The organism is Pantoea sp. EEL5, assembly GCF_049892805.1.
GTDB lineage: Bacteria > Pseudomonadota > Gammaproteobacteria > Enterobacterales > Enterobacteriaceae > Pantoea > Pantoea ananatis.
Genome location: NZ_JBNDNJ010000004.1, coordinates 132,769 through 158,236 on the forward strand (window position 1 = coordinate 132,769; position 25,468 = coordinate 158,236).

Consider the following 25,468-nt stretch of genomic DNA (forward strand, 5'->3'; position numbering starts at 1 on the left):
TGCATACTCATTCATATAAATTGCAGTTTTAAGCAACCTGACGTGATTAATTTTGCTAATCATGATGCCCTTATTCATTCAAATTTGGTGCTATAAGAAAAACAGATACATCCTGTGCTTACACTGCCTGCAGCAGCATTTGATGCTGTTTAGTCCCTTATCGCCAGCATACTTCAGTGATTTCACGCCTTCTGCACAGTGATACAGTTCACATTTCATCCCCTATACCTGAATGGCAAACTGACACATTTTAGACATAAAAAAATAATAAATTCATTTAGTTAAGGATACAAAGACGGGATTAAACTGTGTCAGTATCACTATTTGACCTCGATTCGCTTTCCCGATAAGTTGGAATTCCGCTGAAAGCTTTCATGATGGATACGTGTCACGGCATATCTATGCAACATGACGCCCACATGGTTTGAGTCATCTCCTTTCGAGAACGGAAAAATCAAGCGCAACGCCTCAAGGGACCTTTCTCCTGGCGATGAAAAGTGCGTAAAACCCAATCGCGCAGGCTGTCAGGCGCGGAAATGAAAGAATTTGCGCTGGGAAGTGTGCAGTTGAACTCAGTGCCTGAAACAATGCAGGTAATGTCTAAAGCAGTTTTAAGGAGACCCTCAATGTCCAGTAAAAAACCTGATTCCTATGGCTTATATGACCCAGCAGCAGGAAGTGACAGCTGTGGTGTAGGTTTCATTACCCGTAAGGACGGCGAGCAGACTCATGAAATTCTGCGCATGGCGCACAGCGCACTCTGTACGGTTCCGCACCGTGGCGGTATGTCCGCCGAAGGCGTGGGCGATGGCGCCGGGGTTAACGTCGATCTTTCCCTGCATTTTTTCCGTAAAATTACCGGTCAGGCGCTTGAGGCCGGACGCTTTGGTGTAGGTAACTTCTTCGTGCCGAAAGACACGGAACTGCGCGCCAATGCCGAACGTTTAGTCGAAGAGACGCTAAATCGCTTTAATCTGCCGGTTATCCTGAAGCGTGAAATGCCGCTGGATAACAGCGTCACGCGCCCGGCTGCCATGCAGTTTCAGCTTCCCATTGTGCAGTGGATTTTTGCCGCACCTCAGGACATCAGCAATCAGATCGATTTCGAAAAACTGATTTATCGCGCCCTGCTGACGATCGAGGCACAAGCCTTTACCCAAACCGAATTTGGCGGGTTATATCCACTGTCATTGTCGTCGCGCACCCAGGTCTTTAAAGCGCGCCTGAATTCAAATGAAGTGATCCCTTACTTCAAAGATCTGACCGATCCCGATCATCACGTACGCGGACTGTTTTTCCATACTCGCTTCTCAACGAATACCGATCCGCACACCACCATGGCACAGCCTTTCCGGTTGATGGCCCACAACGGTGAGCTGAATACCGATCGTAAAAACCGCATCGCCGAATCTGCGTTGGCTTCCGCCCGTGGCAAAACCATTGTGCGTCCGAAAGGCCAGTCAGACAGTTCGCGACTGGATCAGAGCATTCACAGCCGCCTGATGGAAGACGATCTGGACCTGATCACCGCGGTGGTGTCGATGATGCCGCCTGCCTGGGAAAACGATACCGCGCTCTCCCCTGCCGTGCGTGACATGCTGGAATACTTTTCGCTTTATGAAGAGAAAAACGATGGCCCGGCCGCCTTAATTTTTGGTAACGGCGAGGTAATCGGTGCGCGTCTTGATCGCCTGGGGCTGCGCCCGCTGCGTTCAATCGAAACGGCGGAATACATCGGTGCCATGTCCGAAGCGGGACAAATTGCCTTTCCCCCTGAAAGCGTGCTGCGCCGTGGCCGTATTGAAGCCGGCGGCATGCTGTATTTTGACCATCGCGAAAAGCGCAGTTACACCACGCACCAGGCGCTGGAGAAGCTGGCTGCTGAAAAAGACTATGCGGCATTGCTCGGCAAGTCGCGTGTCGATTTACGAGAGCTGCCGGTTATTCCTGCTGAACAACAGGGTTCTCCCCTGCGCTATCGCGGCGATCTGAAAACCTATCAGCGCTTCGTGGCGTACTACTATAACCAGGAAAGCTTTAAGTTCATGATGGATCCGATGCTGAACACCGGCGCCGAGAAAATCTCTGCGATGGGTTACGGCAATGCGATTAACGGCCTCTCCGATCATGAAGGCGGCATGGCGCACTACTTCTCGCAGCGCTTTGCTCAGGTGACCAATCCACCACTGGACTCCATTCGCGAAGCGGATGGCATGACGCTGCGCGTGGCGCTGGGCGCTAAACCGCATCTGGGCCGCAGTAAAGGTCGGCAGATCATTGTGCCAACCCCGATTCTGACCCATCTGGACATGCTGCAGCTGCGCGAGCAGAACGTGGCCCCTTACGCTCGCTTCGAAATGCTTTACGAGCCGGTCACCGGCAAAGATCTGCTGAGCCGCACAGCGAACGCCAGCGCGCTGGAAAAAGCGATTGACGATCTGGCACAGCAGGTGGTGGATTTTGCCCGCTCAGAGGGCGGCATTGCCGTACTGACCGATCGCCATATCTCTTCTACCCAGGCCGCATTGCCCATGCTGCTGGTCATTTCTGCCGTTAACCAGCGTCTGGTACAGGAAGGTTTACGCCTGGATGTGTCGCTGGTGGTGGAGAGCGGACAGATCATCTCTTCTCACCATATTGCGGCTACGCTGGGCTTTGGCGCGTCAGCCGTTTATCCGCTCGGCGTGCAAATGCGTGCTGAGGAAAAATTTGGTGAAGGCGAAGAAGGCAACAAAGCCTTTAAACGCTACGCTAAAGCGGCCGAAAAAGCCCTGATGAAAACCATGGGTAAAGTGGGGCTGTGTACCGTTGAGAGCTACAGCAGCGGCGAGTTCTTCGAGCCTAACTTCCTGAATACCGATGACCCGGTACTGAGAAAGTATTTTCCAAACATCAAAACGCCTGTGGGCGGCGCGGGCTTCGCAACCATCGCTCAGATGGCGGTGGACTGGCATCAGAGCGCACTGAAAATTCAGGGCGAGTCCGAAGTGCCGCTGTTAGGCCTGTTTAAAGAACGTGCAGAGGGCGCAGGCCACTCTTACGGCACCATTGCCGTACGCACCTTTATTGATATGACGGAAGAGCCGATTCGCTTCGCGGACAAAGCGCGTGAAGAGGATAACTTTATTCGTCTGATGACGCTGGCCCGTCTGGACAATGCCTTTGGCATCAAGCCTGAGACGTTTAAAGACAGCAGCTTTGAGCGCATCCCGGATGAGGTGATGAATGATTTTGCCATTACGGCCGATTATCGTCAGTTCTCCAGCCTGATGTACGAAGAGCGCAAACGCCGCCCAGCCGCGCTGCGCGATATTCTGGCCTTCCCGGCAGATCTTACCCACATCGACAGTGAGGCCGAATTCCGGCGTAAGCTGGGTCGCTACTCGCTGACTAACAATGGTTTTGCCACCCGCGGCCTGGTCTGTGACGCCATTGAGGGCAGCCAGAATGCCTTTATGCTGCGTCTGACCGATGCCATTGCCGGACTGAAACCAGAAAGTGAACGCCTGCTCAACCTGTCACGTGCGCTGAAAGCCCGTTTTAACGACGAGATTGAAACCGCAGAAGTGGTTGCTGGCGGCCTGAAAGTCACCGCCAGCGGCAAAGCGGCGGACTACCTGTCACGCATTTTCACGGCGCTGCCGTCGCTGCCGTTGAGCGATATTCAGCCCGCGAGCGAAATTACCCGCACTTTCGCGTCTGGCGCGATGAGTCACGGTGCGCTGGTCGCACCGGCGCATGAAGCCGTTGCGCATGGCACCAACATGGTCGGAGGCATGAGTAACTGTGGAGAAGGCGGTGAGCACTACTCCCGTCACGGCACCATTCGCGCTTCACGTATCAAACAGCTGGCGTCAGGCCGCTTTGGCGTCTGGGCGGCCTACCTGGCCGATCCGATGCTGGAAGAGCTTGAGATCAAAATCGGCCAGGGCGCCAAGCCCGGTGAAGGCGGTCAGCTTCCGGCGGCAAAAGTTACCGTAGAGATCGCCGCCGCACGCGGCGGCACGCCAGGCGTTGAGCTGGTTTCTCCGCCGCCGCACCACGATACCTACTCTATCGAAGATCTGGCGCAGCTGATTCACGACTGTAAAGCGGCCCGCGTGCGCGTCATTGTGAAGCTGGTGTCATCTGAAGGTATTGGCACCATCGCCGTGGGCGTGGCGAAAGCCGGTGCTGACGTGATTAACGTTGCCGGTAACACGGGTGGTACAGGCGCCGCCTCGGTGACCAGCCTGAAATATACCGGTCGCGTTGCCGAAATCGGTATCGCCGAAGTTCACCAGGCCCTGTGTGCAAACGGCCTGCGCGACAAAGTTCTGCTGCGTTGCTCAGGCGCACAGCAAACCGGCAGCGACGTGGTGAAATCCGCACTGCTGGGCGGCGACAGCTTTGAGTTTGGTACCACCGCGCTGATGATGCTGAAGTGCGTGATGGCGAAGAACTGTAACGTTAAATGCCCGGCGGGATTAACCACTAACGCCGAAGCCTTTGATGGCGATCCGCGCCAGCTGGCACAGTACTTCCTGAACGTGGCGCATGAAGTGCGTGAGATTCTGGCGCGTATGGGCCTGCGTTCCCTGCGTGAAGCCCGTGGCCGCGCCGATCTGCTTCATCTGATGGATCACCCGTTGGAAGTCGGTAAGCTGGACCTGCGTGCCATGCTGACCGTGGTGCCCGAGCTGAAGATTGCTAAGCCAGTTTATCTGGAGAAAGATTTTGAACTGGATGACCGCTGGGTTGAAGAACTGAGCCAGCAACTGGTCGATCAGGGTAAAACCTCTCTGCAACTGGGTAAGGATGTTGTACTCAACAACCGCAATAAAAGCGTGGGCGGCCAGTTAGCTATCGATATTGAGCGCATGCTGAATCACACCCTGACGGCTGCACAGATTCAGGCAATGCCGGCCGTGCTACGTGACGATCGCGGTCGTCGCTATCTGGCACCTGCCACCGTAGAAATCACCACGACCGGCTCTGCCGGTCAGTCCTTCGGGGCCTTCTGCAATGACGGCATGCTGATGAAACATCGTGGGACCTGCAACGATGGCGTCGGCAAAGGTCAGTGCGGCGGCGAACTGGTCGTGCTCTCACCGGGTGGCGGCGCGCAGGACAGCGATGGCAACGTTCTGATCGGTAACTTCGCTCTGTTTGGCGCCACCGGCGGCCGTCTGTTCGTTCAGGGCCAGGCCGGCGATCGCTTCGCGGTGCGTAACTCCGGTGCCACTGCGGTGGTGGAAGGCGTCGGTGACTTTTGCTGCGAATACATGACCAACGGCGCAGTGTTAAACCTGGGCACCTTTGGTAAAGGCTTCGGTAACGGCATGAGCGGCGGCTTTGCTTATCAGTACGATCCCTATGGTTCACTGGCGAGCCATGCGGCGGGCGACTCCGTTCTGTTTGGCTCAATCGCTGACCCGGATGAGCTGGCACAGATTCATAAGCAGGCGGTTCTCACCATGCTGAACTGGCACCTGGAGGCCACGCAGTCTCCGCGTGCCGCCTGGCTGCTGGAGCACTGGGAAACCGAATGTCAGCACTTTGTCTACGTTATGCCGCGTTCCCTGCTGCTTTACCAGGATGGCGGTGAAATTCTGAAGGCCAAGTCCCGCAAGGATCTGCTGGAAGAGCTGTCAACGGCGCTGGCAGGCCATCAGGTTGCCAAGTTTAAAGCCGCCTGGCGCGAAGGCAAGACCATTGCCGACGGCGCGGTTCCGGCTTATGGCGCGACAGATACGCAGGAAATGTTTGTTTTACTGAATAACTATACCGTATTGAGCTTTGCCCAGCAGTTGGCACTCAGCAAGCTGCCTAAAGGCACGCCGGTTGAAGACGCCGCCGTGGAGAAAGCCGTGCGGAATCTGCTGATGACCGAAGACTTTTCACTGGTGAGTAAGCTGCAACGCCATGCGCGAGCAGCGATTGAAAGCTATAGCGACAGCGAGTTGGCGAGCCTGATCGGTTCAAAACGCATGTCCGATTACAAAGCGGCACTGACGCAACGTAATATCCGCTCAATGGACAGCCTGGCCACTTACGGCTGGATCATGTATCAGGATGCCTGCAACCGTGACATTCTCGGTCGCCTGCCTGATTTTGAAGAGTTGTTTGCGCGTGCGGCGTTACCTGAAATTGCAGCGGCCGTGGGTAAACTGGCCTGACAGCAGGCTCAGTGAACAGAACTGTGTTTAATGATGATGACCCTGATTTGTTCGACGTGCCGGGCGCAGCGGCATCCTTATCCTCTCAGCAGCAGGCCGTTGCTGAGAGCACAGGAACCGCCCGCCATCGGCACAGCGAAGCATGACGGTTAAGAGCGGGATTGAGTAAAGGTATCCATGAAAATTCCATATATTCCTGAAGATGCACCTTTCAATGGTGATCAGAAATACTGGCTGGCGGGCTTCCTGGCTGGCCTGCACTCCCGTTTGTTGGTGCTGGAAGACAAACAGCAGCCGGCTGCGGGCAGCAGCGCTGCCGCGACCACCCAACTGCACATCCTTTATGGTTCTCAGACCGGTAATGCTGAGGCGCTGGCCCAGTCAGCGGCGAAGTCAGCCCGTGCCAAAGGTCTGGTGCCGGTCGTTCAGGCATTAGGCGATGTGGATCTCGACGTGTTCGCCACCATGCGACACGTGCTGATTGTCACTTCGACCTATGGTGAAGGTGAAATGCCCGACAACGCCCAGCTGTTTTGGGACGCGATTTCCGCCAGCACCGCGCCACGCCTGGAGCAGATGCACTTCGCCGTGCTGGCCATTGGCGATACCGGCTATGACGGATTCTGTCAGGCAGGTAAGTTCCTGGATATGCGCCTGGAACAGCTTGGGGCAAAGCGCGTTGTTGACCGCATTGACTGCGATATCGATTACGAAGAGCCGTCAAATGAGTGGATTAACAGCACGATGCCCCAGTTTGCCAGCAGCGCAGGCAGCAGCGGCACGGTGCTGGAGAGCGCCCCGGAAGCGCCGGTTATTCCTGGCAGCAACAAATCGAATCCGTATGCGGCAGCCCTGATCACCAATAAACGCCTGTCGAGTGAGCAATCGGCAAAAGATATTCGCCACGTCGAGTTTGATCTCACCGACAGCGGCCTGAAGTATGAAGCCGGTGACGCACTTGGCGTGATTCCGGTCAACGAGCCGTCGCTGGTCAGCCTGCTGCTTACCCAGTTGAACGCCGATTACCAGACGCCGGTGCCGGGATTCGACAGGAGCCTGGGCGACCTGCTGACCTACCAGTTTGAAATTTCAGAGCCTTCACGCAAGCTGATCGAGTGGGTGGGCCAAAACACCACCAACCAGGAGCTGCGTCACGTGCTTCAGCACGACGACAAAGACGCGCTCGGTGTCTGGCTATGGGGCAAAGATACGCTGGATCTGCTCCAGCTCGAACTGACGCGTAGCCTGAGCGTACCCGAGTTCGTCGCCCTGCTGCGCCCGTTGCAGCATCGCGCCTACTCCATCTCGTCCAGCTCAAAAGCGCATCCGAATCAGGTTCACCTGACCATCGCCTCAGTGCGCTATCACAGCGGTGGCCGCAACCGCAGCGGCGTGTGCTCTACCTATCTGGCTGAGCGTGTACGCCGTGGTGAAAAGCCCGCGATCTTCATCTCACCCAACAAAGCCTTTCGCGTTCCGGCTAACGGCAACGCCCCGCTGATTATGGTCGGCCCCGGCACCGGTATCGCCCCGTTCCGCGCCTTTTTGCAGGAGCGTCAGGTAACAGGTGCTCAGGGTAAAAACTGGTTGTTCTTTGGCGATCAGCATCAGGAACACGACTTCATTTATCGCGAAGAACTGACGGCCTGGCAGGAAAGCGGGCTGCTCACGCGTCTCGATCTGGCGTTCTCACGCGATCAGGACAAGAAAATCTACGTGCAAAACCGGATGCTGGAACAGGGTGCAGAGCTCTATGCCTGGCTGCAGGAAGGCGGTCACTTTTACGTGTGTGGCGATGCATCACGCATGGCGAAAGACGTGGATAGCGCGCTGTATGAAATCGTACGTCAGTTTGGCGGGCTCTCCAGTGAACGGGCCGCTGACTACATCGATCAGCTGAAGAAAGAGAAACGCTACCTGCGCGACGTTTACTGATCGCTGCGGCAGAAAGCAAAAATCCGGGCAACCTGTGTTCCCGGATTTTTTTATGCCTGTTACCGGCTGGCAGACAGGCAAAAAAATACCCGTCAGGTGACGGGTATTCTGTGTTATTTCACCACGCGCAGTGCGGGACGGCCACCACGTGGCGGGGGATCGTCATCCGGTGAATTATCGTCATCGCTGGCATCATCAGGGCGGTCGCCGTCAATCACTGACATGACCGTCTCTTCCTGATTCTCAGCAAATTCCTGTGTGCCGCCTTCATAGGCCGGTTCAGGTTCAAACATCGTGCCTGCGCCGTTTTCACGCGCATAGATGGCGAGTATGGCCGCCATTGGGACATTCACCTGACGTGGAACGCCACCAAAACGTGCGTTAAACGAGACTTCGTCATTGCCCAGATCAAGGTTACCCACGGCACGCGGCGCAATGTTCAGTACGATCTGACCATCGCGGGCATATTCGAGTGGAACCTGAACGCCAGGCAGGTTGATGTCGACGACCAGATGCGGTGTGAGCTGGTTATCCAGTAACCAGTCATAAAAAGCACGCAGCAAATAAGGTCGGCGGGCTGTGAGTTGTGACATTTCCATACGTTAGCCCCGGGCTTGCAGGCGCATTTCACGTTCAGCTTCAGTCAGTGAAGCAAGGAAGGAGTCACGCTCAAATACGCGGTTCATGTAGCCTTTCAGCTCTTTAGAGCCCGACCCGAGCAGATCGATACCCATTGACGGTAAACGCCACAACAGCGGAGCCAGATAGCAGTCTACCAGGCTGAACTCGTCGCTCATAAAGAATGGCGTACGCCCAAACAGAGGAGCAATAGCCAGCAGCTCTTCACGCAGCTGCTTACGCGCCGCTTCAGCTTCCTGACCGCTACTGTTCTCAACCTTTCTCATCAGGCTGTACCAGTCTTGCTCAATACGGTGCATCATTAAACGGCTTTCGCCACGTGCAACCGGATAGACAGGCATCAATGGTGGGTGGGGAAAACGCTCATCCAGATATTCCATGATGATGCGTGATTCGTACAGCGTCAGTTCGCGATCTACCAGCGTCGGCACAGTGCGGTACGGATTGAGGTCAATCAGATCCTGCGGCAGGTTATCCATTTCGACCTGCTCGATCTCTACGCTGACACCTTTCTCGGCAAGCACGATACGTACCTGATGGCTAAAAATGTCAGTAGGACCAGAAAACAGCGTCATTACCGAACGTTTGTTGGCAGCGACAGCCATGAAAACCTCCCAGTTTGTTCACAAAAAGTTACTGCGAATGGCCAACCACACGGCGACTCACCTGCTCATAGAACTCGCTCGCAATCCGCGCTAACCACCCCCGACTAATGCGAGGCGCATAACGCGCCAGCTTGCGGGCGCAAAGTGACACAGAGTTTACCAGATTTTAGGCAGCTTGTGGGTGGGGGAATGCATTTTTGCGGGTAAAATGCGAACAGTATTGTGGTTTTATACGACAGGATGACCTGAGAATAAAAATAAAAAACCCGCCGGAGCGGGTTTTTTGTGCCAACTGTGTCTGCCGAAGCAGCAACAATTAACGCTTGGAGAACTGAGGACGACGACGTGCTTTACGCAGGCCGACTTTCTTACGTTCAACCTGACGAGCATCACGGGTAACGAAGCCTGCTTTACGCAGTTCGCCACGCAGTGACTCATCATACTCCATCAGAGCGCGGGTGATACCATGACGGATCGCGCCTGCCTGACCAGAGATACCACCACCTTTAACGGTGATGTACAGGTCCAGTTTACCAACCATATCAACCAGTTCCAGAGGCTGACGCACGACCATGCGTGCAGTCTCGCGACCGAAATACTGCTCCAGAGAGCGTTGGTTGATTACGATGTTACCGCTACCCGGCTTGATGAAGACGCGTGCGGATGAGCTTTTGCGGCGACCAGTGCCGTAGTTTTGAGTTTCAGCCATTGCCTTTAATCCCGATTAAATGTCAAGAACTTGCGGTTGCTGTGCCGCATGGTTGTGCTCGTTACCTGCGTAAACTTTCAGTTTACGGTACATAGCACGACCCAGCGGGCCCTTCGGCAGCATGCCTTTAACCGCGATCTCAATCACGCGCTCAGGACGGCGAGCAATCATCTCTTCAAAGGTCGCCTGTTTGATACCACCGATATGACCAGTGTGGTGATAGTAAATCTTGTCAGAACGCTTGTTGCCGGTTACAGCAACTTTCTCAGCGTTCAGAACGATGATGTAATCACCAGTATCAACGTGCGGAGTGTATTCCGCTTTATGCTTACCACGCAGACGGCGCGCCAGTTCAGTCGCCAGGCGACCCAAGGTTTTGCCAGTTGCGTCAACAACATACCAGTCACGTTGGACGGTTTCTGGTTTAGCTGTAAAAGTTTTCATCGAAAAGCTTACCCAAATTAAGTTACACGTTGGTGAAATCCCAAACGCTTAAGTAAACGAATGAGGCTCACACGACCATTTTGACCAGCAAGCCACCCCTTCGGATAGCGTTACCGGAACGCAGAGGATTTGGGAAAAAAATCCTGTGCTGTAACGTGGGGTCGCAAGATTATAGAGAAGTCGATTACAAAAATCGAACCCTATTTTCATTTATTACCTGGAATCTCAGGGTAAATGCGCCAGCCGCAGGTACTCTTCGCTCTGCATTTCCTGCAAACGGGACAGACAGCGCTGATATTCAAATTTCAGGCGCGTGCCCTGATAAATTTCGAACAAGGAGGTTTCTGCAGCGACAACCAGTTTGACATGGCGCTCGTAAAACTCATCCACCAACGCCAGAAAACGCCGCGCCTGATCTTCCGTCTTGTAGATCATGACCGGTACATCAAACAGCAGGACGCTGTGAAAGCGGCGTGACAGCTCAATATAATCATGCTGGCTGCGCCCTTCTCCACACAGGGTTTTAAAATCAATCGCAATCACCCCTTCTGCCACGCCCAGGGTCGGCATTTTACGGTGATTGATCTCCAGCACCGGTGCGCTGTCGCGTTTTTCGCCTGACAATGCCTGGAACATGCGGTCCATCTCGGCGTAGGTTTCCGGCCCCAGAGGAAACGTCCACAAATGCGCGGACGTCAGCGTACGCAGACGGTAATCAATGCCCGCATCGACATTCATTACCTCACAATGCTGCTTAATCTGCTCGATGGCGGGCAGAAAACGGGCACGCTGCAGGCCGTTTTTATACAAGTTATCAGGCGGAATATTCGAGGTCGCAACCAGGCTGATGCCGCGCGCAAACAGGGCTTCCATCAGCGTTCCCAGCAGCATGGCATCCGTGATGTCAGACACAAAAAACTCATCAAAACAGAGAATATCGGTTTCTGCTTTAAAGCGGTCGGCGATGATCAGTAACGGATCGCTGTGCCCCTGCAGTTCGGTCAGCTCTTCATGCACGCGCAGCATGAAACGGTGAAAGTGTAAGCGCAGTTTGCGGTCGCCAGGAATAGACTGAAAAAACAGATCCATTACCCAGGTTTTCCCCCGGCCAACACCGCCCCACATATACAAGCCACGGACGGGCGCTTTGGGCTGCGACTTTTCTTTTCCCATCAGCTTCGACAGACGACCTAACAGCCCCTGCGAGGGAAGTTCGGTGGTGTGCTGACGCGCGATCAGCCCTTGCTGGATAGCATCTAAGCGGGTAATCGCTTCACGCTGTACGTCGTCGGGCTTGAAATCGCCCTGTGATAGCGCTTGCTCATAGCGGGCAAGCGGAGATGAGGTTTGCATGGTTCGCTCAGTGTCCCTGAATTTTGTCTTATTCAAACGTCGTTTGTCGAAAAAAAGGCCGCTCTACACTAAGGCATGGCGCTCCAGAGTTCCACATCCATAAGATTAACGGGTATAGTGACTATTATTAAGTGGTGCAACGCCCTACGGAACAACGGAAATAACACGGGAGTCATTATGACCTGGGAATACGGGCTAATTGGTTTAGTGGTAGGTATTATTGTCGGCGCAGTCGCAATGCGTTTTGGCAACCGGAAGCTGCGTGAGCAGCGCAGCATGCAGTACGAACTGGATAAGACGAAAGCCGAGCTGGCAGATTATCGCGAAGAGCTGACCAACCACTTTGCGCAGAGCGCAGAGCTGCTGGATAACATGGCGCGTGATTACCGTCAGCTCTATCAGCACATGGCGAAAGGGTCCAACGACCTACTGCCGAACATGCCCGGGGACAAAAACCCCTTTGCATGGCAACTGACCGAAGCCGAAGCGGATAACGATCAGGCACCGGTGCAAATGCCGCGTGACTACTCTGAAGGCGCCTCTGGCTTACTGCGTGGTGAACGCGCCGTCCGCGACTAAGCATGATCGGGCACAGTGACGCTGTGCCCGCTGTTTTTGCGAACCCCGGCCGCAAACGGCTGTCTCATTGATTTACTCCCCCCATTTTTGCAGCGAGAGCGTTGTAGCAATGAAAAAACAAGCACGACTGTTAAGCGCATTAGCCTTGAGTATTGGAATGAGTCTTGCCGCTGCGCCCGGCGCGATGGCGACGCTGCCTGCACAGATTCAGAGCCAGCCGCTTCCCAGCCTGGCACCGATGCTGGAAAAAGTGTTACCTGCTGTGGTCAGCGTGCACGTTGAAGGCACCCAGTCTGATGCCCAGGCCCAGACACAGGATATTCCCGAGCCGCTTAAGCGTTTCTTTGGCCAGTTGCCCGGTGGCGCCCTAAGCCAGCCTCAACCCTTTGAGGGGCTGGGGTCCGGTGTCATCATTGATGCCGCCAAAGGCTATGTTCTGACTAATAACCACGTGGTCAACGGCGCGGATAAGATCAACGTCCAGCTCGGCGATGGCAGCGAATATGATGCCAAACTGATTGGTCACGATGAGCAGACCGACATCGCCCTTATCCAGATTCAGGGCGCGAAAAACCTGACGCAGATAAAAGTCGCCGATTCGGATCAGCTGAAAGTCGGTGATTTTGCCGTGGCCATCGGCAATCCTTTTGGCCTTGGTCAGACAGCGACCTCCGGAATTATTTCGGCACTGGGCCGCAGCGGCCTGAATCTCGAAGGGCTGGAAAACTTTATCCAGACCGATGCCGCCATTAACCGCGGTAACTCGGGCGGCGCGCTGGTTAATCTGAACGGCGAGCTGATCGGCATTAATACCGCCATTCTGGCCTCCAGTGGCGGCAATATCGGCATTGGCTTTGCGATTCCGAGCGATATGGCCATGAACCTGGCCGAGCAGTTGATTAAGTACGGCGAAGTCAAACGGGGTCAGTTGGGTATCAAAGGTACCGAGATGACCGCGGACATCGCAAAAGCGTTTAACGTTGACGCACAGCGCGGCGCGTTCGTTTCTGAAGTGCTGCCCCAGTCTGCGGCGCAAAAAGCCGGTATTAAATCGGGCGATATCATTGTTTCGGTCAACGATAAACCGATTACCAGCTTCGCAGAACTGCGGGTGAAGATCGGCACGACGGCACCGGGTGAGAAAGTGAAGCTTGGCCTGCTACGTGAAGGTAAACCGGTGAGTGTTGATGTCACCCTTGAGCAAAGCGCCCAGACGACGGCAAGCGCACAGCTGCTTTCTCCAGCCCTGCAGGGCGCGACTCTGAGCGATGGTCAGACCAAAACCGGTGATAAAGGCGTGAAGATTGATGCCATCGAAAAAGGCACTCCGGCTGAACAGGTCGGCCTGCAAAAAGATGACGTGATCATTGGCGTCAACCGCACGCGAATTCAGAATATTGCCGAAATGCGCAAGGTGCTGGAAGCCAAACCGCCGGTGATGGCGCTGAATGTGGTTCGTGGTGAGGAAAGTATCTATCTGTTATTGAGATAAACCCCGCACGATGGCGGACACAAGCACGTGTGTGTCCGCCGCTCTCATGTTATTCTCCCCAACGTTCTCCCCTGACGTGATTTAACACCATGTTTCTTAAACTCTTGCGTTCAGTGGTGTTGGGACTGATTGTTGCGGGCATCTTGCTCGCAGCGCTGCCCGCACTGCGTTTGGGCGGTGCTGCCCTGTATAGTCAAAATGACAGTAACGATGAAACGCCCTTTGGCTTTAATCAAGGGGTGAGGCGTGCCGTGCCTGCCGTTGTGAATGTTTACAACCGCAGCGCGCATGGGAACAACAACCGCGGTATTACCACGCTGGGCTCTGGCGTGATTATGAATAACCGGGGTTATATCCTGACCAACAAGCACGTTATCAATAATGCCGATCAGATCATCGTCGCTCTACAGGATGGCCGTTTTTTTGAAGCCACGCTGGTGGGTTCAGATGCCATGACCGATTTGGCCGTGCTAAAAATTACCGCGTCAAACCTGCCGGTTATCCCGATTAATCCCAAACGCGTCGCACACATTGGCGATGTGGTGATGGCCATCGGCAACCCCTATAACCTGGGACAAACGGTCACACAGGGCATCATCAGCGCCACGGGCCGCGTCGGACTCAGCTCGTCAGGCCGCCAGAACTTCCTGCAAACGGATGCATCAATCAATCAGGGGAACTCCGGTGGCGCACTGATTAACTCGCTGGGCGAACTCATGGGCATCAATACCCTGACGTTCGATAAAAGCAGCGATGGCGAAACGCCCGAAGGCATTGGTTTTGCTATCCCCACCGCGCTGGCAACCAAGATAATGGATAAGCTCATCCGTGATGGTCGGGTCATTCGCGGCTATATCGGCATTACCGCCCGCGAAGTGCCGCCGCTTCACGGCCAGGGCAACAGTCTCGATCGGGTTCAGGGCATTATCGTCAGCGTGGTGACGCCGGGCGGCCCGGCTGAGAAAGCCGGCATCCAGGCCAATGATGTGCTGCTGAGCGTAGACGGTAAACCGGCGCTCTCCGCACAGGAAACCATGGACCAGGTTGCGGAAATTCGGCCCGGCTCGGTGGTGAATGTGCAGGTGCTGCGTAATGACAAGAAGCTGACCTTCCCGGTGACGATTCAGGAGTTTCCGGACAGCAGTCAGTAGCGGTGAACGCAAACAAGGCCCACTGGAGGCCTTGTTTATCAGCTTAAACGGCGCTGCGCCATTCTGTCAGCACGGCGTTAAGCGTCAGCAGCGGTCTACCGGAAACGCAATCACCTCCGACAGCGACTCTGCTTTCAGCGCCAGCATAATCAACCTGTCCACGCCCAGTGCAACGCCCGAACAGGCCGGCATGCCGTGCTCCAGCGCGGCCAGCAGGTAGTGATCAATCGGATGTTGCGGCAACCCTCGCGCTGCACGCCGACGATTATCCTGCTCAAAGCGTTGGCGCTGTTCACGGCTGTCGGTGAGTTCGCGGAAGCCATTCGCCAGCTCAATGCCCTTGTAATACACCTCAAACCGCTCTGCCACCCGATGATCTTCCGTGCTGATCTCCGCTAATGCCGCTTGGCTGGCCGGAAAGTGGTAGATAAAACACGGCTTGTCCTGACCAATCTTCGGTTCCACGCCCAGCATAAACAGCAGCATCAGCAAGGTATCGCGATCCTCTTCCCGACTGGCCAGCTCGCCCTCACCCAGCTTTTCCGCCGCCTCACGCAGCTGCGCTTTGTCGGCAGAAAGCGGGTCCAGCTCAAGGTGACGAATAAAGGCCTGCTGATAAGAGAGCGACTCCGCGCTGTCGCACTCCAGCACCTGCTGCAGCAAATCGTCGACCTCATTCATCAGGCGGTACATATCGTAATGGGGGCGATACCACTCCAGCATGGTGAATTCAGGGTTGTGGTAGCGCCCGGCCTCTTCGTTGCGAAAGCTGCGGCCCATTTGATAGATAGGGCCACTTCCGGCCGCCAGCAGGCGTTTCATGTGGTATTCCGGGCTGGTCATCAGCCAGAGATCGCGGCCTTCAGACAGGCCAGGGCCGACAAAGCGCGTCTGGAATGGCACCAGATGAATGTCTGTAATCGTGGCCTGACTCATCGCGGGCGTGTCGACTTCCAGTACGCCACGATCGGCGAAGAAACGACGCACTTCAGCAATAATGGCTGCGCGTTTAATTAAACTGGCAATCGAAGCGCCAGGTTGCCAGCTTGTCGTTTCACTCATGGTGACGGCTCCTGATACAAATAAGGGAGGGAAGTCTACTCGTAATGTCAGTGGCAAACAATCGTGGCGCAAGCCTGTCCAATAAACTGACCGGCTTCTATAATTAACAGGTTAAATAACAAAGGAATCTTTTTATGTCTCCATGGAAAACATTGGTCGCCAGCCTGAGTGCCTTCCTGTCCGTCGCCTGCACGACCACACCGCCAAAAAACGTTACCGTCGTTGAAAACTTCGACAGTCAGCGTTACCTCGGTCAGTGGTACGAGATAGCCCGGCTGGATCATGGCTTTGAACGCGGCCTCGAACAGGTTACGGCAAATTACAGCCCACGTGAGGATGGCGGCCTGAAAGTCGTTAATCGCGGCTATAACGTTAAAAAGCAGCGCTGGCAGGAGAGCGTGGGTAAAGCCTACTTCACCGGCGATAAACAGCGTGCGGCACTCAAGGTCTCGTTCTTTGGGCCCTTCTATGGTGGCTATAACGTGATAGCGCTGGATCCTGACTACCGTTACGCACTGGTATGCGGGCCTAACCGCCACTATCTGTGGATACTGTCACGGACGCCGCAGTTGGATGAAGGTGTGAAACACAAGCTGGTGCAGCAGGCACGCCAGGCCGGTTTCCCGGTAGATGAGCTGATTTGGGTGAAACAGGGCTAGAGAAAGGCCGGTACGAAAAACGTTCGTACCGGTTTTACCGTTACTGCGCGCTACGCTGGATTGCATGGCCGCCCGCTTCAACGTCTTCGCCGACGCCGCGCGTGGTGTTGCAGCCAGAAAGCAGTGCAGAGAACATCATCACAGAGAAAATCGCAACAATACTTTTCTTCAACATATCCATATCCTTTTTGGTTGCATTATAGGTACAGCTTTTAAAGCATAGACTGATTATGCAACGTCGCGAGCCTGAGCCGCCGAAAAAAGGAAGGCAGGAATAACTTATTTAGCCGCGCGCGAGATTGCGCCGCCCAGGTGAGATACGTCTTCGCCAAAACCGTGGAAGGTGTTACAGCCGCTTAGTCCAGAAGCCACCAGCAACGCCAAGGCGATAAGTTTTGCTCGTTTTTTCATGGTGAACTCACTCAAAAAAAGGCGCATCACAGGATGCGCCTTTCAGGGTTATTTTACGCGTGACACGTATTCGCCAGAGCGGGTATCAACCTTCACCACCTCGCCAATCTGCACGAACAATGGCACTTTAATGACTGCACCCGTAGACAGCGTTGCTGGCTTACCGCCCGTACCGGCAGTATCACCTTTCAGGCCTGGGTCAGTTTCAATGACTTCCGCTTCAACAAAGTTTGGTGGCTGAACCGCAATCGGTTTATCGTTCCACAAGGTTACGATACACTCCGCGTTGTCCTGCAACCACTTCTGCACTTCATCCAGCACTTTTGCTTCAACCTGGTATTGCTCAAAAGATTCCGGGTGCATGAAGTAGTAGAAATCGCCGTCGTTGTAAGAGTACTGCAGCGTCATATCCTTCACGTCTGCGCCTTCGGCAGAATCAGTTGATTTGAAGGTTTTCTCAACGCGTGAACCGGTCAGCAGACGACGCATTTTTACACGTGCAAACGCCTGACCTTTACCCGGCTTAACGAACTCGCTTGATTCGATGGCATAAGGTTCGCCTTCGAACATGATTTTAAGACCGGGACGGAAATCGTTGCTAAGATAAGTCGCCATAAAGGCCCTCTGTAGATATTAACTGGTAATAGCCAAAAAAATGGCACACATTGTAACCCTAAATTCCCCTTCCAGAGAAGATTGGTTGCAGCAACTTGCTGATGTTGTCACTGATCCTCATGAATTACTGCAACTTTTAGCGCTCGACCATCATCCGGATCTGGCTGCTGGCGGCGACGCACGCCGACTTTTTGCCCTGCGCGTGCCGCGCGCCTTTATCCGGCGAATGAAAAAAGGCGATGCGCAGGATCCCCTTCTACTCCAGGTCCTGACCAGCCGTCAGGAGTTTGTCGACGCGCCTGGTTATAGCACCGATCCGCTGGACGAACAAAATAGCGTCGTGCCGGGATTACTGCATAAATATAAAAACCGTGCATTGCTGCTGGTCAAAGGCGGCTGCGCGGTGAACTGCCGCTACTGCTTCCGCCGTCATTTTCCCTATCAGGATAATCAGGGCAACAAGCGTAACTGGCAGGCCGCGCTGGATTATATTGCCGCCCATCCTGAACTGGATGAGATCATCTTTTCGGGTGGCGATCCGTTAATGGCAAAAGATCATGAGCTGGCCTGGCTCATTGACGCGCTGGGCGCTATCCCGCATCTGAAACGGCTACGTATTCACAGTCGACTGCCGGTCGTGATTCCGGATCGCATTACCGAGGCGCTGTGTCAGACGCTGGCGGAAACGCGGCTTCAGGTCTTGATGGTCACCCACATCAACCACGCCCGTGAGATTGATGAGGCGCTTTGTGATGCCATGCTGCGCCTGAAACGTGCTGACGTGACGCTGCTTAATCAGAGCGTACTGCTGCGCGGCGTGAATGATGATGCACAAACCCTGGCGGCGCTGAGCAATGCGCTGTTTGATGCCGGCATTCTGCCCTACTACCTGCATGTGCTGGACAAAGTGCAGGGCGCAGCGCATTTCTTCGTTTCTGATGAAGAAGCCCGGGCGTTGATGCGTAGCCTGCTGCCGCGGGTGTCCGGTTATCTGGTGCCGAAGCTGGCACGTGAGATCGGCGGGGAACCCAGTAAAACCCCGCTGGATCTGCAACTTCGGCAGGAATAAATCACGGGCGGCACACAGCCCGGTAGCCGCAAGCCTCATTTCCGCCGAGCAGCGGGCTGCCAACCCGTTGCACTGGCGGCTAAAAGCCATTGATAAACGCTAAAAAAACGACCGGCACATTGGCCGGTCGTCTCAAAAAATGTTGCCTGTTCAGCGCAGGATCAGTTAGGGCATTTATAGACCTGGCCGGTCATCTTGCTGTCGAGTGGTGCAAAGGCTGAAAGCAGGTTTTGTGTAGGACTGGTTGCGCCATAAATGACGTTTCCGCCCATTTCGGCAGCACGGTTCCGCAGGTCGTTAGCTGCACCGCGCAGCGCGCTGGTTTCGCCACCGGCTCCGCTTAACCAGTTACTTTGCGAGCCGGTCAGGCTGCCCAGAAGCTGACATTGTTTGCCAGGCTGCTGATCGGTAAAGGTGACGCGCTGTCCAGCAGAAGTCAGGTCGGTTGAGCTGCTGCAGCCTGCAAGCAATAACGCACCAGCCGTAAGACCGAGCAAGAGGTTAATACGCATTATAATCCCCATTTATTATCATCAGTGTCGGATGGCAGCGTAGCAGAAAAACACGCATTTTTTCTGAACATTCATTGCCCTAATCCGTGCCAACGTAACCGTTGCGCCCCTACTTATACCCTTTCCTCTGCAAAAGAAAAACCCCCGACCGTTTCCGATCGGGGGTTCTTATGACGCAAGCGTCAGGGGCGATTACATCATGCCGCCCATACCGCCCATGCCACCCATACCGCCAGCGCCTGCACCTAAGTCTGGCGCATCGCCTTTCGGCAGGTCAGTGACCATACATTCGGTGGTGATCATCAGGCCAGCAACCGATGCCGCGTACTGCAGAGCAGAACGGGTCACTTTGGTTGGGTCCAGAATACCGAAGTCGATCATGTTGCCGTATTCTTCAGTCTGCGCGTTGTAACCGTAGTTACCGTCGCCTGCTTTCACGTTGTTCGCCACAACAGAAGGCTCTTCGCCGGCGTTAGAAACGATCTGACGCAGTGGAGATTCCATTGCGCGCAGCGCAACTTTGATACCCACGTTCTGGTCTTCGTTCTGACCACGCAGTTCGGTCAGCTGTGCTGCAACGCGAACCAGCGCCACACCACCACCTGCAACCACGCCTTCTTCAACCGCAGCACGGGTTGCGTGCAGGGCATCTTCAACGCGTGCTTTTTTCTCTTTCATTTCAACTTCAGTTGCTGCGCCCACTTTCAGAACGGCAACGCCGCCTGCCAGTTTCGCTACGCGCTCCTGCAGTTTTTCTTTGTCGTAGTCAGAGGTGGCTTCTTCAATCTGCTGACGAATCTGAGTGACACGACCCTGAATAGTGGTTTCTTCACCCACGCCATCGATGATGGTGGTGGTGTCTTTGTTGATCACGACACGCTTCGCCTGGCCCAGATCTTCCAGTGCTGCTTTTTCCAGCTCCATACCGATCTCTTCAGAGATCACGGTACCGCCGGTCAGGATAGCGATATCCTGCAGCATGGCTTTACGGCGGTCGCCGAAGCCCGGTGCTTTAACCGCAGCCACTTTCACGATGCCGCGCATGGTGTTCACCACCAGCGTCGCCAGCGCTTCGCCTTCTACGTCTTCCGCGATGATCAGCAGTGGTTTGCCTGCTTTCGCAACGGCTTCCAGCACTGGCAGCATTTCACGGATGTTAGAAATCTTCTTGTCAGCCAGCAGGATGAACGGGGTTTCCAGCTCAACGGCACCTGTTTCTGGCTTGTTGATGAAGTACGGAGACAGGTAGCCACGGTCGAACTGCATACCTTCAACCACGTCCAGCTCGTCCTGCAGGCCGGTGCCTTCTTCAACGGTGATGACGCCTTCTTTGCCCACTTTTTCCATCGCCTGAGCGATCAGGGTACCGACGGTTTCATCAGAGTTAGCAGAGATAGTCCCTACCTGAGCGATAGCTTTAGAATCTGAGCAAGGAACAGACAGTTTTTTCAGCTCTTCAACCGCAGCGATGACCGCCTGGTCGATACCGCGCTTCAGATCCATCGGGTTCATGCCCGCTGCAACGGCTTTCAGGCCTTCGGTGATGATGGACTGCGCCAGCACGGTTGCCGTGGTGGTACCGTCGCCTGCCGCGTCGTTCGCTTTAGAGGCAACTTCTTTCACCATCTGTGCGCCCATGTTTTCGAACTTGTCTTCCAGCTCGATTTCACGCGCAACAGAAACACCATCTTTAGTGATGGTCGGTGCACCAAAAGATTTATCCAGAACCACGTTACGGCCTTTCGGGCCCAGGGTAACTTTTACTGCATCTGCCAGTACGTTCACGCCACGCAACATTTTTACGCGTGCGTCATTACCGAATTTTACGTCTTTAGCTGCCATTTCAAATTTCCCTTAAATTCGTTTCGTTCAGTGAATTACGCGTAAAACTTACGCTTCAACAATCGCCAGAATGTCGCTTTCAGAGATGATCAGGACTTCTTCGTTGTCGATTTTTTCAGTTTTGGCACCGTAGCCTTCGCTGAAGATCACGACGTCACCAACTTGTACGTCCAGCGGCTTCACTTCGCCACTCTCAAGGATACGGCCTTTGCCCACAGCCAGGACTTCACCACGCGTGGATTTGCCTGCTGCAGAACCGGTCAGCACAATGCCACCCGCTGACTTAGCTTCAACTTCTTTACGCTTCACGATGACACGATCGTGTAATGGACGAATTTTCATTTGATAGCTCTCCTTTGAGAAGTCCAATCATTCATTTTTGGGTTGAATACCGGGCTGTGTGGCTTCCGGCCTCGTGACCAGAGAGATAGGGCCGCGACCTGACACTTTCAAGGGGGCAACCCACAAATTTTTTTAGTCTGATGATGCAACTGATGACTTTTTAGACAAACCGCGCGGACGGGTCAGAATACAAACAAAAAGCGCGACCTGATGTCGCGCTAAGAGGATGAGATTAACGATCTTTTGGATCGTCATGATGTTCAAGGCGATCGCTGTCTTTGCGTTCGAACTCGCCATCCATTGTATAACCGCTGTCCGGGCCTGCACCCGGCCCCCGCCAGACGCGCAGATGCGGCATCAGTTTTAAGGTCAGGTGTTTTTGCACTGGTGGCAGTAAGAGCAGCAGGCCCAGCATGTCGGTAAAGAAACCCGGCAGCAGCAGCAGGAAACCGGCAATGATCAGCGAAACGCTTTTCACCATTTCCTGCGCCGGACTTTCGTTACGAGCCAGCTTCTCCTGCATCAGCATAAAGTTTTTCATGCCCTGATTTTTAACCAAAGACACGCCGATGCAGGAGGTGAAAACCACCAGCAGCATGGTGAGCAGCACGCCAAGGACGTGTGCAACCTGAATGAAAAGCGAGATCTCAATCCAGGCCAGTACGAAAAAGATCACTAACGGTAACCAGCGCACCGGATTCTCCTGTGAGTCAGGCTGCCCGGCTGATGACCCGGCAGCGTAAAAATGATGATAACAAGATACAGAGATGGTCATTCAGGCCGCCCATTTCAACCGTGCCAGGCAAATTTTTGCTGCAGGGTTAAATTTGTGAGCAATTTCACATATTGTTAACGTCATAAGGCCAGTAAGGTGATCTCTGTTCGCGCTTTAGGGCTGGGTCAGAATAGGATCGTGCTCACCCGCCTGAATACGGATAAAATAGCGGTTCTGGCGCTTCCCCACAAAACAAACACATCATCTGCGATGGTTAGCAGTGACAACAAGAAGGTTATCATGGCGAACAACATTCGTATCGAAGAAGACCTGTTAGGCATGCGCGAAGTTCCGGCGGATGCTTATTATGGCGTTCATACTTTGCGTGCGATTGAAAACTTTTACATCAGCAACAGCAAAATCAGTGATATTCCTGAGTTTGTGCGCGGCATGGTGATGGTAAAAAAAGCGGCGGCGATGGCCAATAAAGAGCTGCAAACGTTGCCGCGTGACATCGCCAATACCATTATTCAGGCCTGCGATGAAGTGCTGAACAAAGGTCGCTGCATGGATCAGTTCCCGGTCGATGTGTATCAAGGCGGCGCGGGCACCTCGGTCAACATGAATACCAATGAGGTGCTGGCCAATATTGGTCTGGAGCTGATGGGACATCAGAAAGGCGAATACCAGTATCTGAATCCCAACGACCACGTGAATAAATGCCAGTCCACCAACGATGCTTACCCGACCGGCTTTCGCATCGCCGTTTACAGCTCGCTGTTGAAACTGCTCGACGGCATCAGCCAGTTAGCCGAAGGTTTCCAGCGTAAAGCTGACGAATTCCAGACGATTTTAAAAATGGGCCGTACTCAGCTGCAGGATGCGGTGCCGATGACGCTGGGTCAGGAATTCCATGCGTTTAGCGTGCTGCTCAATGAAGAGACGAAAAGCATTTTGCGCACTGGCGAACTGCTGCTGGAAGTTAACCTGGGCGCGACCGCTATTGGTACTCGCCTGAATACGCCGGATGGCTACCAACACTTAGCCGTTCAGAAACTGGCAGAAGTCAGTAACCTGGCGGTGGTGCCAGCCGAAGATCTGATCGAGGCCACCTCCGACTGCGGCGCCTATGTTATGGTGCACTCTTCGCTGAAGCGTCTGGCCGTGAAGCTTTCTAAAATTTGTAACGACCTTCGCCTGCTCTCGTCGGGTCCGCGTGCCGGCCTGAACGAAATTAACCTGCCAGAATTGCAGGCCGGCTCCTCAATCATGCCTGCCAAAGTGAATCCGGTAGTGCCTGAGGTGGTAAACCAGGTGTGCTTCAAAGTGATTGGCAACGATACCACGGTCACCATGGCGTCCGAGGCCGGGCAGCTGCAGCTTAACGTTATGGAACCGGTGATTGGCCAGGCGCTGTTTGAGTCGGTCAGCATCCTGACTAACGCTTGCTACAACCTGCTGGAAAAATGCGTTAACGGCATCACAGCCAACAAAGCGGTCTGTGAAGCTTATGTGTTTAACTCCATTGGCATCGTCACTTACCTGAACCCCTACATTGGGCACCATAATGGCGATATCGTCGGTAAAATTTGTGCCGAAACCGGTAAAAGCGTTCGCGAAGTGGTGCTTGAGCGCGGCCTGCTCACCGAAAGCGAGCTGGACGATATTTTCTCTGTGCAAAATCTGATGTATCCGGTTTATAAAGCCAAACGTTACACCGACGAAAACGAACAGTAAGGCTTAATTGTACTTACTGATGTAAAAGGCACATCGTAATCAAAACGATGTGCCTTTTTGTTTGTTAAAAGGATGAGTTTGCTTACCGGCTAATCCTGTTTGAGGAAGTGACAGATGTTCCTGATTGAGCTGTTTATCGTGTTGATGGCGATCTGGCTGGGCGCACGCCTGGGCGGCATCGGCATAGGTTTCGCAGGCGGCACAGGCGTCCTGATCCTGACGCTGGGCTTTGGCATGAAGCCCGGTGCGATCCCTTTTGATGTGATCGAAATCATCATGGCCGTGATCGCCGCGATTGCCGCCATGCAGGTGGCGGGCGGCATGGATTATCTGGTCAGCCTTGCCGAACGTTTGCTGCGTCGTCATCCACGTTATGTCACTTTCCTTGCGCCGCTGGTGACCTACATGATGACCCTGCTGGCGGGTACCGGCCACACCGCCTTCTCCACCTTGCCGGTCATTGCTGAAGTGGCGAAAGAGCAAGGCGTCCGGCCTTCCCGCCCGTTATCGATTGCGGTTGTCGCCTCTCAGGTCGCCATTACCGCCTCTCCCATTTCGGCAGCGGTGGTGTTCTTTGCCACGCTGCTGGAACCGCGCGGGGTGAGCTATATCATGCTGCTGGCGATTGCCATTCCGGCCACCATGGTGGGGCTGTTTCTTGCCGCCCTGGTGACCAATTTTCTGGGTAAAGAGCTAAAAGATGATGAGGTTTATCAGGCAAGGCTGGCGAAAGGTGAAGTGACGCTACGCGGCGAGACGGTTTATCAGACTCAACCCGGCGCTAAAAAATCGGTACTGCTGTTCCTGGCCGGTATTGCCGCCGTGGTGATTTACGCCACCGCCACCAGCGAAAGCGTCAACCTGATCGCTAACCCACCGCTGCCGCGCAATGAGGCGATCGTCGTGTTTATGCTCACTATTGCCACGCTGATCAGTCTGACCTGCAAAATTGATACCGGTGCTATCCTCAGCGCCAGCACATTCAAGTCTGGCATGAGCGCCTGCATCTGTGTGATGGGCGTGGCCTGGCTGGGCGACACCTTTGTAAAAGCCCATCTGGCTGATATCCAGATGCTGGCGGGCGATACCTTAAAAACCTATCCGTGGATGCTGGCGCTGGTGCTGTTCTTCTCTTCCATGCTGCTTTATTCCCAGGCCGCCACCGCCAAAGCCCTGCTGCCTGCCGCGTTAGCGCTTGGCGTAACGCCACTGACAGCCATCGCTTCATTTGCCGCCGTGTCTGCGCTGTTTGTGTTACCGACCTATCCCACCCTGTTAGCCGCCGTGGAGATGGACGATACGGGTTCGACCCGAATCGGTAAGTTTGTCTTCAACCATGCCTTTATTATTCCTGGCGTCCTTGCTATCACCTTGTCTGTCATGTTCGGCTTTATTTTTGGTGGGCTGTTACTGTAACTCCAGCCGGGCAGGGAACGTGC

22 protein-coding genes are annotated in these 25,468 nt (G+C 54.4%); 9 read left to right on the top strand and 13 right to left on the bottom strand.

Features of this window, described 5'->3' with window-relative positions; genetic code table 11:
- Window positions 1-626 precede the first annotated feature (626 nt).
- Complete coding sequence (locus ACPXSQ_RS16450; RefSeq protein ID WP_022622360.1) at window positions 627-6,158, top strand: glutamate synthase-related protein; 5,532 nt, start codon at window positions 627-629, stop codon at window positions 6,156-6,158.
- Between the two features lie 177 nt (window positions 6,159-6,335).
- Entirely contained in the window at window positions 6,336-8,093 is a 1,758-nt protein-coding gene (locus ACPXSQ_RS16455) for a sulfite reductase subunit alpha (RefSeq protein WP_013024315.1), read from the top strand.
- A gap of 113 nt (window positions 8,094-8,206) precedes the next feature.
- On the opposite strand, the gene sspB is transcribed toward ACPXSQ_RS16455, so the two are convergent.
- The 5 genes from sspB to zapE all read right to left on the bottom strand — a co-directional run bounded on the left by sspB (window position 8,207) and on the right by zapE (window position 11,843).
- The gene (sspB, locus tag ACPXSQ_RS16460; protein ID WP_013024314.1) at window positions 8,207-8,692 is read right to left on the bottom strand and encodes a ClpXP protease specificity-enhancing factor; all 486 of its coding nucleotides are present in this window, start codon (window positions 8,690-8,692) and stop codon (window positions 8,207-8,209) included.
- A gap of 3 nt (window positions 8,693-8,695) precedes the next feature.
- Complete coding sequence (gene sspA / locus ACPXSQ_RS16465) at window positions 8,696-9,337, bottom strand: stringent starvation protein SspA (protein ID WP_013024313.1); 642 nt, start codon at window positions 9,335-9,337, stop codon at window positions 8,696-8,698.
- 316 nt (window positions 9,338-9,653) lie between these two features.
- Window positions 9,654-10,046: a 30S ribosomal protein S9 gene (rpsI, locus tag ACPXSQ_RS16470; protein ID WP_006121723.1), complete on the bottom strand. Its 393-nt coding sequence runs from the start codon at window positions 10,044-10,046 to the stop codon at window positions 9,654-9,656.
- Window positions 10,047-10,061: 15 nt separating this feature from the next.
- Window positions 10,062-10,490 carry a 50S ribosomal protein L13 gene (rplM, locus tag ACPXSQ_RS16475; protein WP_006121722.1) on the bottom strand — a complete coding sequence of 143 codons (429 nt, stop codon included), beginning with the start codon at window positions 10,488-10,490 and terminating at the stop codon, window positions 10,062-10,064.
- Window positions 10,491-10,715: 225 nt separating this feature from the next.
- A complete protein-coding gene (gene zapE / locus ACPXSQ_RS16480) occupies window positions 10,716-11,843 on the bottom strand; it encodes a cell division protein ZapE (protein ID WP_014595150.1) in 1,128 nt (375 codons plus the stop codon).
- Between the two features lie 177 nt (window positions 11,844-12,020).
- Between zapE and zapG the strand changes: the two genes are divergently transcribed.
- The 3 genes from zapG to degS all read left to right on the top strand — a co-directional run bounded on the left by zapG (window position 12,021) and on the right by degS (window position 15,065).
- A complete protein-coding gene (gene zapG, locus ACPXSQ_RS16485; protein ID WP_006121720.1) occupies window positions 12,021-12,422 on the top strand; it encodes a Z-ring associated protein ZapG in 402 nt (133 codons plus the stop codon).
- A 109-nt stretch (window positions 12,423-12,531) separates the two neighbouring features.
- On the top strand, window positions 12,532-13,914 hold the full coding sequence (gene degQ / locus ACPXSQ_RS16490) for a serine endoprotease DegQ (RefSeq protein ID WP_426144160.1): 1,383 nt from the start codon (window positions 12,532-12,534) through the stop codon (window positions 13,912-13,914).
- 89 nt (window positions 13,915-14,003) lie between these two features.
- Window positions 14,004-15,065 carry an outer membrane-stress sensor serine endopeptidase DegS gene (degS, locus tag ACPXSQ_RS16495; RefSeq protein WP_013024309.1) on the top strand — a complete coding sequence of 354 codons (1,062 nt, stop codon included), beginning with the start codon at window positions 14,004-14,006 and terminating at the stop codon, window positions 15,063-15,065.
- A gap of 84 nt (window positions 15,066-15,149) precedes the next feature.
- On the opposite strand, the gene epmA is transcribed toward degS, so the two are convergent.
- Entirely contained in the window at window positions 15,150-16,127 is a 978-nt protein-coding gene (gene epmA, locus ACPXSQ_RS16500; protein WP_014595148.1) for an elongation factor P--(R)-beta-lysine ligase, read from the bottom strand.
- Window positions 16,128-16,261: 134 nt separating this feature from the next.
- Here epmA and ACPXSQ_RS16505 point away from each other — a divergent pair, with 134 nt between their 5' ends.
- Window positions 16,262-16,786: a lipocalin family protein gene (locus ACPXSQ_RS16505; RefSeq protein WP_013024307.1), complete on the top strand. Its 525-nt coding sequence runs from the start codon at window positions 16,262-16,264 to the stop codon at window positions 16,784-16,786.
- 40 nt (window positions 16,787-16,826) lie between these two features.
- Here the strand turns inward: ACPXSQ_RS16505 and ACPXSQ_RS16510 are convergent, their stop codons facing one another.
- The 3 genes from ACPXSQ_RS16510 to efp form a co-directional block, all read right to left on the bottom strand.
- On the bottom strand, window positions 16,827-16,961 hold the full coding sequence (locus tag ACPXSQ_RS16510; protein WP_014606758.1) for an entericidin A/B family lipoprotein: 135 nt from the start codon (window positions 16,959-16,961) through the stop codon (window positions 16,827-16,829).
- 104 nt (window positions 16,962-17,065) lie between these two features.
- Window positions 17,066-17,197 carry an entericidin A/B family lipoprotein gene (locus tag ACPXSQ_RS16515; RefSeq protein WP_024472200.1) on the bottom strand — a complete coding sequence of 44 codons (132 nt, stop codon included), beginning with the start codon at window positions 17,195-17,197 and terminating at the stop codon, window positions 17,066-17,068.
- Between the two features lie 48 nt (window positions 17,198-17,245).
- Complete coding sequence (gene efp, locus ACPXSQ_RS16520; protein WP_013024304.1) at window positions 17,246-17,812, bottom strand: elongation factor P; 567 nt, start codon at window positions 17,810-17,812, stop codon at window positions 17,246-17,248.
- A gap of 40 nt (window positions 17,813-17,852) precedes the next feature.
- Here efp and epmB point away from each other — a divergent pair, with 40 nt between their 5' ends.
- Window positions 17,853-18,881, top strand: a complete 1,029-nt coding sequence (epmB, locus tag ACPXSQ_RS16525) for an EF-P beta-lysylation protein EpmB (protein ID WP_014595146.1) — start codon at window positions 17,853-17,855, stop codon at window positions 18,879-18,881.
- 161 nt (window positions 18,882-19,042) lie between these two features.
- On the opposite strand, the gene ACPXSQ_RS16530 is transcribed toward epmB, so the two are convergent.
- The 4 genes from ACPXSQ_RS16530 to ACPXSQ_RS16545 form a co-directional block, all read right to left on the bottom strand.
- Entirely contained in the window at window positions 19,043-19,393 is a 351-nt protein-coding gene (locus tag ACPXSQ_RS16530; RefSeq protein ID WP_014606760.1) for a DUF4156 domain-containing protein, read from the bottom strand.
- A gap of 192 nt (window positions 19,394-19,585) precedes the next feature.
- Window positions 19,586-21,235, bottom strand: coding sequence for a chaperonin GroEL (gene groL, locus ACPXSQ_RS16535; RefSeq protein WP_013024301.1), 1,650 nt, complete (start codon window positions 21,233-21,235; stop codon window positions 19,586-19,588).
- A gap of 48 nt (window positions 21,236-21,283) precedes the next feature.
- Window positions 21,284-21,577 (bottom strand): co-chaperone GroES, encoded by a 294-nt coding sequence (locus ACPXSQ_RS16540; protein WP_014606761.1) that lies wholly within the window; start codon window positions 21,575-21,577, stop codon window positions 21,284-21,286.
- Between the two features lie 232 nt (window positions 21,578-21,809).
- Window positions 21,810-22,271, bottom strand: a complete 462-nt coding sequence (locus ACPXSQ_RS16545; RefSeq protein WP_014606762.1) for an FxsA family protein — start codon at window positions 22,269-22,271, stop codon at window positions 21,810-21,812.
- Between the two features lie 321 nt (window positions 22,272-22,592).
- On the opposite strand from ACPXSQ_RS16545, the gene aspA reads away from it, so the two are divergent.
- Both aspA and ACPXSQ_RS16555 read left to right on the top strand, forming a co-directional pair.
- Window positions 22,593-24,029 (top strand): aspartate ammonia-lyase, encoded by a 1,437-nt coding sequence (gene aspA / locus ACPXSQ_RS16550; protein ID WP_015701111.1) that lies wholly within the window; start codon window positions 22,593-22,595, stop codon window positions 24,027-24,029.
- 114 nt (window positions 24,030-24,143) lie between these two features.
- Complete coding sequence (locus ACPXSQ_RS16555) at window positions 24,144-25,445, top strand: anaerobic C4-dicarboxylate transporter (RefSeq protein ID WP_013024297.1); 1,302 nt, start codon at window positions 24,144-24,146, stop codon at window positions 25,443-25,445.
- Window positions 25,446-25,468 lie beyond the last annotated feature (23 nt).